At 42.5% G+C, this 14,223-nt stretch carries 12 protein-coding genes and 1 other RNA gene; 5 read left to right on the forward strand and 8 right to left on the reverse strand.

All coding sequences use genetic code 11. The features are described from left to right. Nucleotides 1–271: 271 nt before the first annotated feature. Both FTV04_RS09535 and ssrA read right to left on the reverse strand, forming a co-directional pair. Nucleotides 272–1,420, reverse strand: coding sequence for a tyrosine-type recombinase/integrase (locus tag FTV04_RS09535; RefSeq protein WP_180089327.1), 1,149 nt, complete (start codon nt 1,418–1,420; stop codon nt 272–274). A gap of 184 nt (nt 1,421–1,604) precedes the next feature. Then, nucleotides 1,605–1,964: a transfer-messenger RNA gene (gene ssrA / locus FTV04_RS09540) on the reverse strand. 128 nt (nt 1,965–2,092) lie between these two features. Here ssrA and glpK point away from each other — a divergent pair. After that, nucleotides 2,093–3,577, forward strand: a complete 1,485-nt coding sequence (gene glpK, locus FTV04_RS09545; protein ID WP_180089328.1) for a glycerol kinase GlpK — start codon at nt 2,093–2,095, stop codon at nt 3,575–3,577. 70 nt (nt 3,578–3,647) lie between these two features. Here the strand turns inward: glpK and FTV04_RS09550 are convergent, their stop codons facing one another. From FTV04_RS09550 to FTV04_RS09560, 3 genes are all read right to left on the reverse strand, one after another. Next, the gene (locus tag FTV04_RS09550; protein WP_180089329.1) at nt 3,648–5,174 is read right to left on the reverse strand and encodes a DHA2 family efflux MFS transporter permease subunit; all 1,527 of its coding nucleotides are present in this window, start codon (nt 5,172–5,174) and stop codon (nt 3,648–3,650) included. Between the two features lie 6 nt (nt 5,175–5,180). Then, entirely contained in the window at nt 5,181–6,332 is a 1,152-nt protein-coding gene (locus FTV04_RS09555) for an efflux RND transporter periplasmic adaptor subunit (RefSeq protein ID WP_180089330.1), read from the reverse strand. Between the two features lie 262 nt (nt 6,333–6,594). Beyond that, entirely contained in the window at nt 6,595–7,092 is a 498-nt protein-coding gene (locus FTV04_RS09560; RefSeq protein WP_180004269.1) for a thioesterase family protein, read from the reverse strand. Between the two features lie 107 nt (nt 7,093–7,199). On the opposite strand from FTV04_RS09560, the gene hemB reads away from it, so the two are divergent. Together hemB and thiO are read left to right on the forward strand one after the other, a co-directional pair. Next, on the forward strand, nt 7,200–8,213 hold the full coding sequence (gene hemB, locus FTV04_RS09565; protein ID WP_111885258.1) for a porphobilinogen synthase: 1,014 nt from the start codon (nt 7,200–7,202) through the stop codon (nt 8,211–8,213). Between the two features lie 138 nt (nt 8,214–8,351). After that, the gene (gene thiO, locus FTV04_RS09570) at nt 8,352–9,476 is read left to right on the forward strand and encodes a glycine oxidase ThiO (RefSeq protein ID WP_180089331.1); all 1,125 of its coding nucleotides are present in this window, start codon (nt 8,352–8,354) and stop codon (nt 9,474–9,476) included. A 21-nt stretch (nt 9,477–9,497) separates the two neighbouring features. Here the strand turns inward: thiO and FTV04_RS09575 are convergent, their stop codons facing one another. From FTV04_RS09575 to FTV04_RS09585, 3 genes are all read right to left on the reverse strand, one after another. Continuing rightward, the gene (locus tag FTV04_RS09575) at nt 9,498–10,433 is read right to left on the reverse strand and encodes a TIGR01777 family oxidoreductase (RefSeq protein WP_180089332.1); all 936 of its coding nucleotides are present in this window, start codon (nt 10,431–10,433) and stop codon (nt 9,498–9,500) included. Nucleotides 10,434–10,499: 66 nt separating this feature from the next. Then, on the reverse strand, nt 10,500–10,949 hold the full coding sequence (locus FTV04_RS09580; RefSeq protein ID WP_168379056.1) for an ABZJ_00895 family protein: 450 nt from the start codon (nt 10,947–10,949) through the stop codon (nt 10,500–10,502). A gap of 394 nt (nt 10,950–11,343) precedes the next feature. Beyond that, nucleotides 11,344–12,288 (reverse strand): GGDEF domain-containing protein, encoded by a 945-nt coding sequence (locus FTV04_RS09585; RefSeq protein WP_180004261.1) that lies wholly within the window; start codon nt 12,286–12,288, stop codon nt 11,344–11,346. Nucleotides 12,289–12,457: 169 nt separating this feature from the next. Here FTV04_RS09585 and FTV04_RS09590 point away from each other — a divergent pair, with 169 nt between their 5' ends. Together FTV04_RS09590 and FTV04_RS09595 are read left to right on the forward strand one after the other, a co-directional pair. After that, a complete protein-coding gene (locus FTV04_RS09590) occupies nt 12,458–12,835 on the forward strand; it encodes a VOC family protein (RefSeq protein ID WP_180008234.1) in 378 nt (125 codons plus the stop codon). 133 nt (nt 12,836–12,968) lie between these two features. Further along, nucleotides 12,969–14,222 (forward strand): exonuclease SbcCD subunit D C-terminal domain-containing protein, encoded by a 1,254-nt coding sequence (locus FTV04_RS09595; protein ID WP_168379059.1) that lies wholly within the window; start codon nt 12,969–12,971, stop codon nt 14,220–14,222. Nucleotide 14,223 lies beyond the last annotated feature (1 nt).

Consider the following 14,223-nt stretch of genomic DNA (forward strand, 5'->3'; position numbering starts at 1 on the left):
TGAGGATCAGAAAGCTTGTTTGAATCGATGTATTTCATCCGCAGATTATGCACGAATGCTAAGAAATCCGGAGTGCAAATATTAACCAAAAAGAAGATCGTTTTTTGATTTATGAAAGAGATCTATTAAAGGGTATTAATAGATTAGATAAAACAAATATTATCGAAAATCTTTAATACCCCAAATTACCAAGAATAAAATCAGAAACCTGTAAACTAGGCAAAAACTAGCACTATAAAGTCTTGCACTTATAGAATCACACCAATTACGTTTAATTACACCCACCGGTAGTCCATTTATTAACTACTTCACTATACCACTCCATAATCTTTACACGCTCATCCCAATACTGTGCTCGGTTATATGCAGAACGAATGCGGTTCTGTGGCACATGGGCAAGCTGACGTTCAATTGCATCCGAATTAAACAAATTTGATTCATTTAGCACAGTACTAAACAAAGATCTAAACCCATGAGTTGTCATTCGACCTGTATAACCAGAACGCTTAATGACAGCTAAAATTGATTCACTACGCATAGGTTCTTTATTATTTAATCTGTGTGGGAATAATAGATCTTGGTTGTGTGTCAAACGTAGCGCCTGAAGCTCATCAATCATCATATCTGTTAAAGGTACACGATGGGGTAAACCGTTCTTCATACGCTCAGCAGGGATATCCCACTTACGTTCTTCAAGATCAAATTCTTCCCAACGTGCTTGCAACAACTCACTTACTCGAACGCCAGTCAACATAACAAGAATGATTGCATGGTGAGTCTGAGCATCTGCTGGATAGGCTTTAATCCTTCTAAGAAATTCAGGCATTTCACTTTCAGGTAATGACGCTAAATTCTTCACTTTTTTATTCTTAAGCGCATAAACCAAATCACTGGCTGGATTGTCATATCGGTAGCCGTGGGCTATGGCATATTTCATCACCATACCGCATCGAGATAGCGTACGTTTAGCTACTTCAGTAGAACCTCTAGCTTCAATTTTTTTAATAACCTGCAAGATCTCAGGTGCTTGAATCTGATTGATTCGTTTATTTGCAAGTGTACAGTAAAGCTCGTCCAAAGAAGCTCGTACATTACTAATATGTTTAGATGACCAAGTCTCTCTTTGATTATCAAACCAATCTTCTGCCACCTCTTTAAAAAATGGCTTGATGTCTTCGTATAAGACTGACTTAGAATGCTTGTATTTCAGGTCAAGGGCAAGCTCTCTTGCTTTCTTTAAGCTCATATCAGGATATGGACCCAGTGACTCTGACTTGCGCTCACCATGAACGGTATAGCGTACATTCCAATATTTTTGCCCTGCCGGCATCACCAGAAGCGACAGCCCATTCTCATCCGAAAGACGATATCTTTTATCTTGTGGTTGCGCTTTTCTGCATTCTGTATCTGTGAGTTTCATCTGTATTCACCCTTTATCTAGACTAAAAATAATTGGGTAAATTTTCCCAATTATTACCCGCAGAAGGCAAAAATTGGGTCACACAGCTTAGGACAGGATCGGACAATACAGCCAATAAAAAAGCCCTTAAACATTGAATTTAAGGGCTTTTTTACATTCAGTCGAACATCTCTGAATTGAATTTTGGTGGAGATGGCGGGAGTTGAACCCGCGTCCGCCAGCACTACGCTCGAGAATACTACATGCTTAGATATCGTCTATTGATTTAGCTCTTTGTGACCCGACGAACAGGGTACAAATCGCGATCCTTTAAGATTTAGTATAAGACCCCAAGGCTTGATCTTATACGGACTTGTGTGCGTTCGCTTCAGTCGGGACCCCTAACCACAAGTATTCAGGGATGCGGACAAGCTGCCCTTAGGCAGCTAGAGCGTAAGTTTCGTCGTTTGCGACTAAAATATGCAAATTTGATTTACGAGAGAAAATGCGCTCTCGACATGCATCTATGAGTTTCATCACCAGCGTCGAAGCCAGAAACATCCCCAAAGTAGCGTCATCATAGCATAACTGCAAAAAATTGCGATGCAATTTCGAAACAATTACACATTGATCTGCGCTTAATTACATAATTGCGTTAATATTTTATTTTTCAAGACCGCAAAAGAAAAATATATGAGCTATTTATTGGCACTCGATCAAGGAACGACTTCAAGTCGTGCGATCATTTTTAACGAACATGGACAAGTTCAAGCTACAGCTCAACGGGAAACCCATATTCAAACCCCACATTCGGGTTGGGTGGAGCAAGATGCTCAGGAAATTTGGAGTACCCAAATTGCCGTCGTACAGCAAGCGCTCGCTTCTGCCCGTATCCTCGCCAAAGACATTAAAGCCATTGGCCTGACCAATCAGCGTGAAACCACTGTGGTTTGGGATAAACGCACAGGTCAACCGCTCGCTCCTGCAATTGTCTGGCAAGACCGCCGTGCAACCGAGTGGTGTGGGCAACTAACTCAACAAAACCTCAATGACCTCATTCACAAAAAGACCGGTTTACGTATCGACCCCTATTTTAGTGCTGGGAAATTGGTCTGGTTATTAGAACACACCCAAGGTCTACGTGAACTCGCAGAGCAAGGTCATGTGGCTTTCGGCACGATTGACAGTTGGTTGGTGTGGAACCTGACACAAGGTGCAGAGCATGTGATTGAAGCAAGCAATGCCTCACGAACCATGCTAATGAACTTGCAGCAACAAGCTTGGGATGAAGAACTCTTAGAATTATTTGATATTCCCCTTTCGGTCCTTCCTAAAATCATCAGTTCAGATGAATATATTGCAGATACCGCTACAGGTTTACTTGGCGCAAACATTCCCATTACCGGCATTTTAGGTGATCAACAATCTGCGCTATTTGGTCAATCTTGTTTTGAAGCCGGTACAGCCAAAAATACCTACGGTACAGGCTGTTTCATGTTGTTTAATACCGGCACTGAAGTTCAATATAGTCAAAATAAACTACTCTCGACATTGGCGTGGAAAGCACAAAACCAAACCCATTATGCACTCGAAGGCAGTGTCTTTATGGCGGGTGCCATTGTGCAATGGCTAAGAGACGGTTTAGGGATTATTCAAAAAAGCAGTGATGTTGAAAAACTCGCGTGCCAAGTGGAACATACCGATGGCGTAGTTTTGGTTCCAGCCTTTACTGGGCTAGGTGCTCCGCATTGGGATAGTGATGCCCGCGCCCTCCTCTGTGGAATGTCACGTGGTACCAATAAATCCCACATTGCACGTGCCGCTCTAGAGGCCATTGCCTTTCAAGTGTCGGATGTATTGACCGCCATGCAGTCAGACCTGTCTAGTCCACTTAAAGAACTCAGTGTCGATGGCGGTGCCAGTAGCAATGATATGCTGATGCAATTTCAGGCCGATATTTTAAATGTGCCTGTACTGCGTCCTAAACTTTTAGAATCAACTGCATGGGGCGCTGCCGCAATGGCCGGACTCAAAGCGGGTGTGTTTTCAAATCTTGATGAAATTGCTGCATCATGGCAATTAGAACGTGCTTTTGAACCAAAAATGAATGCTGATCAACGTGAATTTCATTTGGCTCAGTGGCAATCTGCACTCAAACGGGCGCGCTCGGATCTTTGATTTTTTTCAATCAACGCCGTATGCAATAAAAAACCGCTCGAATGAGCGGTTTTTTTATGCTTGATGTTATTTAGTGTGCATGACCACCACCCACACCTGCTTTAGGTCGTGGACAGAGCCAAATGATCAATGCAGCGAATATAAATATACCCGCCAGTACTAAAAACACATGATTGGCTGAAAGCGTTAAGGCTTCTTTATCCACCAAACTGGAGATATATCCCAAAGCAGCTTCTGAACTCATTCCATGATTCACCAAGGTATTTTGTACCTCAGTAGCATGTAAATTACTGACCATTTCACTGCGTGCGACTTTGGTTTGATCATCCCAAATGGTAACAGCAATCGATGCGCCAATAGCCCCAGCCATGGTTCTTAAGAAGTTCATCAATCCTGCTGCAGATGCCATGTCTTGTGGCAGTACCGATGCCAAGGCCATATTGGACAAAGGAATAAAGAAAAATGGAACGGCAAAACCTTGTAATATTTGCGGTAAAGCCAAAGCCATAAAGTCTGCATCCGTGGTCCAAAAGGCGCGCATAAGAGTTACACCGCCCAAGATACTTAAACCAAAACTCGCTAAAGCACGTTGATCGTACTTGGTTGCAAGCTTCGCAACAATTGGCGACATGGTCAGACTACCGACGCCCATCGTTGCCGTGAGATAACCTGCCCACGTTGCGGTATAGCCCAAGTTGATCTGTAACCACTGCGGAATCAGGACAATACTGCCAAAAAAGGCACCAAAACCAAAGGCCAAAGCCAAGACCGAAATGGTAAAGCTTCGGTACTTAAACAGCAGTATATTCACCACTGGATGCCGCTCAGTCAGCTCCCAAATCGTAAAAACGATCAACCCGACAAATGCCGTCAGTGCCAGTACCACGATAAATGGATGATTAAACCAATCTCGTTCATGACCCAAGTCCAACATCAATTGCAAGGCACCGATCCACAACACCAACAGCAGTAAACCACCGCGGTCAATTTTCAATTTCTGTGTTGGAGTTTCAGCCGTTTTCAGTAAGCGCATCGCTGCGATTGCACAACCGATCCCGACAGGAATATTGATAAAGAAAATCCAATGCCAAGATAAATTATCACTGATCGTACCACCCAAAATTGGACCTAAAATGGGGCCAACAACAGTGGTCATTGCCCACATCCCCATGGCTTGGGATTGCTTTTCAGGAGGGAAAATGCGCATTAACAACGTTTGGCTCAATGGCATAATCGGGCCACCAAACAAGCCTTGCCCAATTCGGCAAAACACCAACATTTCCAAACTGGTCGATAAACCACACAGTATCGAAAATACGGTAAAGCCAAACAGGCTAATCACAAAAACCCGTACAGAACCAAAGCGCCCAGCGAGCCAACCCGTTAATGGCACGCAAATCGCCTCGGCTACGGCATAGGAGGTAATGACCCATGTCCCTTGGGATGCCGACACTGCAAGACTACCGGTGATATGCGGCACTGATACATTGGCAATGGTCATGTCGAGCACAACCATAAAGTTCGCCAACGCCAAGACCAAGGCAGCGAGAATCAGACGACCACCTTTTAGGTCAGTCATTTGCATTTGCTGATTCATAGGCAATTACTTCGATTTCAGATCAATCGTCGCTTCCATAGACAGCCCCACACGGAGTGGGTGTTCTGCCAACTCTTTTGGATCCAAACGAATCCTCACAGGTAAACGCTGAACCACTTTAATCCAGTTTCCTGTGGCATTTTGTGCCGGAATCAAGGCAAATGCTGAGCCTGTGCCACCAGAAAAACCGGTCACTGTGCCATTAAATTTAACTTTGTCACCATACAGATCAGACGTCAGTTCAACTTTTTGACCCGCTTGCACCCCTGCCAATTGACTTTCTTTAAAGTTGGCATCGACATATAACTGAGAGACAGGCACCACCATCATTAATGACGTTCCCGGTGCAATGCGTTGCCCAACTTGAATATTGCGACGTGTCACTACACCATCAAAGGGTGCTTTAATTTGTGTACGTTCTAAGTCCAACTGAGCTTGTTGTAGACGTGCTTGTGCAATTAAAACATCTGGGGTTGAATTTTCATTGCTGTCTTGAATTAATGCATCATTTGCAGCTTTATTACTTTGTGCCGCTTTTTGACTAGATTTGGCTTGAGCAAGTCCTGCTTGTGCCACATCAAAACTGGCTTTAGCGGTATTCACAGCACTCTGCGCTGTGCTTAATTCTTCTTTAGAAATCGCACCTGAAGCAGCCAATTGTTGACGACGTTGTAATTCATCTTGAGCTTTATTCAGATCGGCTTGTGCCTTGGCGACTTGTGCGCTTGCACTATGAATTGCATCATCACTGACAAAGATTTGTGAGTTTAAAGAACTACTATTCGCCGCAGTTTGTTTGTATTGGCGTTTTGCTTTAAGTAATTCAGCCTGTGCCTGAGCTAAGGCAATTTCAGCATCACGAGCATCAATGCGAACAAGCACATCGCCTTTTTTCACTTGCTGCGTATCACTCACCAAAACCTCTGCCACTTGCCCCGTGACCATCGAGGTAATCGACGCTGTTTCTGCACCGACATAGGCATTATCGGTACTGACGGAATGATTTAGAAATATTGACCAAATCAAATACATCACCAAAGCAATCACGATCAATACAGCCACTATACCAAGGCCTTTTTTTCTGCGTGCTTTTAATTCCTGATCGGTGGGCTGCTTTGTAGATGGGGTTTCTGGCAGGTTACTAACGGTATCTGTCATAGATTTGTCCTAAATCTAGCAGACTTGGTCATGGCATCATGAGCTTTGCAAAGCATGTCAACTTTGCTGTCAGATAATGGTGTCGTGAGAAAGTCTATCTTCTTCAATTTTCCGGCATTTTAAAGCTAAAAAATCATATCCTGAGAATAGAAAATGTAACTCGTCAGTCTTTTTTTCGTCGGCAACAGGATAAAATCATGCCCTGCTGCCAATACTGGACTTTATTTTTTCATCATTTTGAATGTGTTAACTTAAAAATGGCTTAATAAGCATACGATGCAATCGCCGTTGCAATCGCTTTACCTTCATCATTAACCATGGTCATACGCATAGTGCAACCCTTACGGCCTAAACGTAAGGTTTCAGCTCGTGCAACGAAATACTGTCCACGTCCTGGCGCCAAATAATCCACACGCATATCGACGGTCGCTAAGCGAGATACCTTTTTACTCGTTTCTGCTAGATCTTCAGCTGTGGCCTTTTTATACAATTCTGCCATTGCAGAGATACCACCGATACTGTCGAGTAAAGTTGCCGCAACACCACCATGTAAAATTTGGAATGCGACATTTCCAATTAAATTACTGGCCATATCCACACGTGCTTCGATCTGACCATCAATCACCGTCATTTTCATGGCATTGTGTACAAAAAATGGGGAGCTGTTAAATGCTTGAGCAATGTTATTTAATAAAGTATCGATTTCAATCTTCGAGTTTAGGTCAATATTACCGGTCCAACTCTTATTTACATCTGTCATAGCCTACTCGAATCGCTGTCATTGAATAAAAAAATAATACGGGGTGCGCCAAACCCTCATTATGCGTCTACAATAGTCAAAGTTTAATACTGATCAATGAGATTGTTATGACCTATACGTTCAATCGTCCAGCTTTTCCTGCTACCCGCATGCGTCGCATTCGTAAAAATGACCAGCTTCGTGCCATGGTGCGTGAAACTCAACTGACGACTGATCATCTCATTTATCCAGTATTTGTGTTGCCAGGCCAGCAACAAACTCAAGACATTCCAAGCATGCCAAACGTACAGCGTCTATCTGCTGACTTGTTACTAAGAAAGGCAGAACGTTTACTCGAATTGGGTGTTTCAAAATTAGCTTTGTTCCCAGTTACACCACAGGAAGATAAAAGCTTAACGGCTGAAGCAGCTTGGCATGAAGATGGCTTAGTCCAAAGCACCATCCGCTTATTAAAAAAAGAACTACCAGAAATGGTTCTCATCACTGATGGTGCGCTCGACCCATACACCACACATGGTCAAGACGGTATCATTGATGATACCGGCTATGTACTGAATGATGAAACCGTTGAATGCTTAATTAAACAAGCGCTCAGCCATGCCGAAGCGGGTGCAGATGTGGTTGCACCTAGTGACATGATGGATGGTCGTATCGGTGCAATTCGCCAAGCCCTTGAAGCCAATGGCCATATCTATACCAACATCATGGCTTATTCTGCAAAATATGCGTCTAGCTTTTACGGGCCATTCCGTGATGCGGTAGGTTCTTCAAGCAACCTCAAAGGTGGCAATAAATATAACTATCAAATGGACATCGGTAACCGTGCAGAAGCTTTACATGAAATCGCACTGGATATCCAAGAAGGCGCCGACATGGTGATTGTAAAACCGGGTATGCCGTATTTAGATATCGTCCGTGAAGTCAAAGATAATTTCGGTGTTCCAACATTTGTCTATCAAGTGAGTGGCGAATACGCCATGTTGGCAGGTGCCATTCAAAATGGTTGGCTGTCTGAAAACGTGATTATCGAATCGCTTATGAGCTGCCGCCGTGCAGGTGCAGATGGGATCTGGACTTACTTTGCTGAAGATGCAGCACTCATGTTGAAAGACATGAAATAACCTGCAAAGCCTTCCTGAAATGGTAACGTTCAGGAAGGCTTTTTTTATATCTGTAAAATTTAAAAAACAGTCTTGGAAGAAAAACTTCGGCGTTGCTGAAGTTAAGATCAAACTCATACATTCATCGGTTAAAAGAACATGAATATTGCCATTATTGGGGCGGGTATTAGTGGTTTACTCAGCGCATTAGAACTGGTTGAACGCGGTTGTACGGTGACGATTTTCGACCAACAACGCACAGGCTCTGCCGCATCATGGGCTGGTGGTGGCATCCTCTCCCCGATGTATCCTTGGCGATATCCCAATGAAGTCAATGCGCTCGCACGTTATGGCAAGCAGAGCTACCAAAAATGGAATGAAAAATTAAAACCTATGACTGGGATTGATTTTGAAATTCATGAAACTGGCATGTTGATTTTTGATGAAGATGATTTTGAAATTGGCTTAGATTATGCCCGTTTGCACCAAGACCCAATGCAACACGCTGATTATTTACAATCCGATCAAATTGAGCAGATTAATCCTCACATTTCAGCACGCTTTGCACATGGAATTTATTTTTCGCAATTAGCCAACATCCGTAATCCACGACTTTTGCAGTCATTAACGGCTTATTTACAGCAGCATCCCAAAGTTCAGATTTATGAACATTGCCCGATCCGCCAATTAAACCGTTCGGACAATCGTATCCAGTCCATCACCACCGCAGATGGTACGCAACATACAGCAGATCAATTCGTTATTGCCACGGGCGCTTGGTCAGCCGCATGGAGTGAACAACTAGACATTGAGATACCCGTACAACCCGTGCAGGGACAAATGCTTCTCTTTAAAACTCCGCAGAACTGGTTGCCGACCATGTGCATGAATAAAGTTATGTACTTAATTCCACGCCAAGACGGTCATGTGGTTTGCGGCTCAAGTATGCGCCAATGTGGCTTTGATACTCAGACCACAGATGCAACCTTGCGGCATATTCAAGAATCCTGCTTTGACATGGTACCAGAGCTTGCCAACTTTCCGATTGTGAAGTCTTGGGCTGGCCTGCGTCCATCTTCCCCTGAAGGGATTCCGTATATTGGGCAGATGCCAAATTACGACAATCTATGGGCAAATTTTGGGCATTTTAGAAATGGTTTATGCATGGGACCAGCTTCAGCTCAGTTATTGGCTGAACTGATGACTGGGGAAACACCTTCATTCAATGCAGACAACTATAGTCCAACTCGCCTGTTTCAAGATGCGTTATTAAGCGTCGACTAATGGTCAATAGGCCAATTTCAACTAAGCCAATAAATCCTGTAAGGCTTCTTTTAACGTCGGAAATTTAAACTCAAAGCCTTGCTGTAATAAAGCAACTGGCTGAACCAATTGACCATTTAAAATTAATTGCGATTGCTCACCCAATAAAATTTTAAAAACAATTGCAGGCACATTGAGCCACGGCTTTTTGGCTAATTGACGTGCTGCAATCTGCGCAAATTGAGCCTGTGTCGATTTTTCAGGCGCAACTAAATTAAAAATATGCGGATCGATTGGCGTGGGTTCAAGCAATGCATGTTTTTTCTCTGCTTGTTTCATTAAAAACAGCATACTTCGGATCACATCTTGTATATGTATCCACACAAAAGGCTGCCGACCGGAACCTATTTTGTTGACCAAATTGAGCTGAATCGGTCGCAGCATTTGCGGTAAGATTCCGCCACCTTCAGCCAAGACCACACCTAGTCGTGTGATAATGGTATTTTGTTCAGGAAATTGGCGTGTGACTTGCTCCCAACTTTGGCATAGCTCTGACATAAAAATGGCTTGTGGTGCAGCATTTTCATCGCACACTTTTGTCCATTGTTCTTCAATATCAATACCATAATAGCCAACAGCCGAACCTGAAATAATGCATTTCGGAAAAATTTTACGTTTACGTAAATATTGATACAGCGCTTCTGTGGTTTTGACCCGACTTTCTAATAATTGCTGTTTACGCGTCTCTGTCCAGCGACCTTTGCCGATACTTTCACCTGCAAGATTAATCACATAATCAATTCTGTCATGAGGAATTTGATCGAGCTGCTGTACCCAAGTTAAATGTGGTGATTTAGAAATACGCCCAGCCTTACGACTGAGCCCAATCACTTTATAATCCGCAGCTAAAAGTGCCTTGATGAGATGTGTGCCAATAAAACCGCTGCCACCCGTCAGCAGTACTGTGGGCTGATGCATAATTTGTTCTTATCTATATGAAATAATACTGTTATCTATAGAACAAGATCACCAGATGATCAAGCTTTATGCGCCAAACTTTTGAGAAGCCATCCGCTGTGCTTGCGGACCATAAAACCAATAGGTGATTAAATACAAAGGGATAGCCATCAGTAATAACATGATCACCATTAAACTCATAAACTGAGGATGTTGAACATAGAGCATTAAATTTTGCCAAATTTCAGGATCTTTTCTTGAAAAAATTGCGATACCCAAAAGTACAAAACCAAAATTATATAACCAAAAAATCAGGCTAAAACCTAGGGTAAATTTTTTACGTTCTGCCTGTGTCGGTGCTCTCTGATTTTTATTTAAAAACCGAAATAACACCACGATCATGGCAATCAGATAGGGTACGACCGTTAAAATACCACCCACACCCTGTGGCAATAATGCTGCGATCACACCGCAAATACAGGTCATGATTAAACAAATGAAAAAAAACAAGAAAAAATAACGTGTTAAAGACACCATGACCCTAACCCAAGAAGAAGTTGACACCTAGTATAAAAAAAAATGCATTTTTTTTCATTTTCATGTCAACCAATCTGTAATCAGCTACGTTATATAGGGTACAAGGTCTGTAGCAACCGATGATTTGGACGGCATCCACAATGTTTCGGTGACCTTTTTAAAAGCAATAAGTTTCATTTTGAATTTAAGTATAAACAGCAGCCATCACTTAAATTTGAAATCGATTTTTTGACCGACGATTTCATCATCACTCGAATCGTCGGTCTTTTATTTTGTGCCTTATGTATTCAGCATTTAATTTTTATATTCTACACCCAAAAAAATCAGCCGATAAAATATCGACTGACTAAAAACTTGCTGCAACTTTAAAATAAGTCACAACAGCAAAGCCATGTTATGCAGCACAATAGCGATTACGCCCCTGTCTTTTCGCTACATAGAGGTTTTTATCGACCTGATCCAAAAATTGCATTCGATTATCTAGATCTGATGGAATAATGGTTTTTACCCCCATGCTGAGTGTGACGAGTTCAGACACCGCTGAAGCTTTATGCGGTAATCGTGCAGCACGCACGGCCTCCATAATTCTATCGGCCATCACTGCTGCTGCTGCCTCATTGGTTTCTGGTAAAATCCAAGCAAATTCCTCACCACCAAAACGCGCGACTAAATCACGAGGTCGTGTACAACAAGATTCCAAACTTTTCGCAATTTGACGCAGACATGTATCCCCAATCACATGACCATTCAAGTCGTTGTATTGTTTAAAATAATCCAAATCGATCAGAATTAAACTCAGTGGCTTTTGTGTGCGTATCGCGTTCAACCATTCGCGTTGATAAAAGTCATCAAACAAACGTCGATTGGCAATACCGGTTAAGCCATCTTTATATGAATATTCTTCGAGCTGACGTTGCAATTTTTGTAACTGTTCTTCTTGTTTTTTACGTTCGGAAATATCAAACATAAATCCTACGAGGCAATCTACATCACCATTTGGTTTACGCACGACATGCACAACATCACGTATCCAAAGATATGAACCATCCTCTTTAAGTGCGCGATAATCTGCCTCATGATCTATACCAGCCATCGACTGCGAAACACAATAATTCAGCACAAAATCACGGTCTTCCTCATGCATACGTGATGCCCAGTCCTGAACGGTGCGCCAAGTATTTTGCTTCCAACCGAGCAACTTTTCAATTTGCGGTCCAATATAGCTGAATGTTTTACTGTCCCAATCAATACACCAAGGAATGGCTAATGTAGACTCTAATAAAGTCTTATACACCATACTATTTGCAAGTTTTTCTTCATCAAAAGGATTATTTGGCATGTTGCATCTCCTGCTACCCCAAATGCAGGTAATACACCTGCTGTACAACAATTGATCTATATACAGGATTAGAACAACATTTTATATTCCTAGTTCTTGGTATTTTTTAGCCTAATTTCAAATCTCTGCTATTTGAAATGTGCAATCCATCAAACAAAGAGTAATAACAATGAACCAGCTCTGCTATTTTGAAATTCAAAGCTCCGATCCAAAGCGTGAAGTGGCCTTTTATTCTGCGGTTTTCGGTTGGTCATTTATCCCAGTTGAAGGGCTACCGATTCAATACTTCCGTATTGAAACTCAAGGCATTCATGGTGGCCTCTTAGAGCGCCCTGCTCAGACTCCACCAACGCACTGCGGCACCAATGCATTTACCTGTAGTTTTGAAGTTGAAGATTTCGACCATATCGCTGAGAAAATTTTGGCGCAGGGTGGTCAAATTGCCATGGAAAAATTTGCGATTCCTGGTCAATGTTGGCAAGGCTATTTCTTAGACCCAGACCACAATACCTTTGGCCTCGTACAAGTCGATCCAAATGCACAGTAACAGCTTAGATTGATGACCTTGTAACTGTCGAGAACGACTTAGTTTGACGTATGAATGATTAATCACCCTCGAAAATGTGAACATCTGTGATACTTTAGACCCCAATCAATTTTTTTGATTTTTGGGGGCTTGCATGACTGTTCGTTTTTTTCATACTTCTGATTGGCATTTAGGACAATTCTTCTATAACCACTCACGTGACTACGAACACGAACAGTTTCTTCATTGGTTACTCGAACAAATAGAACAAAAGCAGCCGCATGCCCTGCTGATAGCTGGCGATATTTTTGATGTCATCAACCCAGCTTCCAAAGCGCAAAAACAGCTCTATCAATTTTTAGCCGATGCGCATGTGCGTGCCCCGCACATGCAAACCCTGATGATCGCAGGCAATCATGACTCAGGTTACCGTATTGAACAAGTTGAGCCATTATTAGAAAAATACCATGCCAAAGCTGTTGGCGTGGTCCATAAAAATACTGAAGGTCAGCTCGATTTAGACCGATTACTCGTGCCTATTTATGATGAACACAAAAATATTGTGGCATGGTGTCTAACCTTACCTTTTTTACGGGCTGCCGAGATCACCGGATTCAATGATCAAACCACCAATAGCCAAAACGCTATTACCTATGTGCATCAGCAATTAATTGCGGAAGCCAAAGCACGTAAAACTTCAGATCAAGCCTTAATTTTAATGTCACATGCCCACATGCAAGGCGGTGAAACGTCGGACTCAGAGCGCCCGATTATTATTGGCAATGAAGAAGCGCTTTCGACTGCCCTATTTGATGATGTAATTGACTATGTCGCACTTGGGCATTTGCATAAACCGCAAAAAGTCGCACAGACCCATATCCGTTATAGCGGCTCACCGATTCCCCTGTCATTTAGTGAAATTAATTATAAGCACCAAGTGCTTGAGATCAGTATTGATCCAACTCAAACAGATGAATCACGCTTTCAAATGGGGTCCTTAGCAATTCCGCGCAGTGTGCAATTGCATCGCATCAAAGGCACAATTCCAGAAGTTTTGGCACAATTATCTGCTTTGGCGAGCGGTGAAATTGAAGATATTGATCAGCGTGAATATGTCGAAATTGAATACCATACCGACACCCCGCCTGCACCTAATTTAAGACAGCAGTTTGAAGAGGCTTTAGCGCCGAACCGTTATCGGTTGGTGCGCATCAGCCGCCGTTATTTAAACTCAGATCAAAATAATCAGCAACAAGCCGCAATCAACCTTGATCCACCTACGCCTGAAAAATTATTCCAAAACCTTTGGGAAAAACAAGGCTATGGTGCTGATGACACCGTAATGAAAGATTTTTTAAGTTTGGTCGATGAAGCACAAAAATCACTTGAAGATGATGTGAACGCTTAAG

The organism is Acinetobacter sp. YH12219 (assembly GCF_013417875.1).
In the GTDB taxonomy this organism is placed as follows: domain Bacteria; phylum Pseudomonadota; class Gammaproteobacteria; order Pseudomonadales; family Moraxellaceae; genus Acinetobacter; species Acinetobacter amyesii.

Bases quoted from the DNA above. Each gene is read 5' to 3' on its own strand.
- FTV04_RS09535 (WP_180089327.1), bottom strand. From the start codon at position 1,420: ATGAAACTCACAGATACAGAATGCAGAAAAGCGCAACCACAAGATAAA.
- glpK (WP_180089328.1), top strand. From the start codon at position 2,093: ATGAGCTATTTATTGGCACTCGATCAAGGAACGACTTCAAGTCGTGCG.
- FTV04_RS09550 (WP_180089329.1), bottom strand. From the start codon at position 5,174: ATGAATCAGCAAATGCAAATGACTGACCTAAAAGGTGGTCGTCTGATT.
- FTV04_RS09555 (WP_180089330.1), bottom strand. From the start codon at position 6,332: ATGACAGATACCGTTAGTAACCTGCCAGAAACCCCATCTACAAAGCAG.
- FTV04_RS09560 (WP_180004269.1), bottom strand. From the start codon at position 7,092: ATGACAGATGTAAATAAGAGTTGGACCGGTAATATTGACCTAAACTCG.
- hemB (WP_111885258.1), top strand. From the start codon at position 7,200: ATGACCTATACGTTCAATCGTCCAGCTTTTCCTGCTACCCGCATGCGT.
- thiO (WP_180089331.1), top strand. From the start codon at position 8,352: ATGAATATTGCCATTATTGGGGCGGGTATTAGTGGTTTACTCAGCGCA.
- FTV04_RS09575 (WP_180089332.1), bottom strand. From the start codon at position 10,433: ATGCATCAGCCCACAGTACTGCTGACGGGTGGCAGCGGTTTTATTGGC.
- FTV04_RS09580 (WP_168379056.1), bottom strand. From the start codon at position 10,949: ATGGTGTCTTTAACACGTTATTTTTTCTTGTTTTTTTTCATTTGTTTA.
- FTV04_RS09585 (WP_180004261.1), bottom strand. From the start codon at position 12,288: ATGCCAAATAATCCTTTTGATGAAGAAAAACTTGCAAATAGTATGGTG.
- FTV04_RS09590 (WP_180008234.1), top strand. From the start codon at position 12,458: ATGAACCAGCTCTGCTATTTTGAAATTCAAAGCTCCGATCCAAAGCGT.
- FTV04_RS09595 (WP_168379059.1), top strand. From the start codon at position 12,969: ATGACTGTTCGTTTTTTTCATACTTCTGATTGGCATTTAGGACAATTC.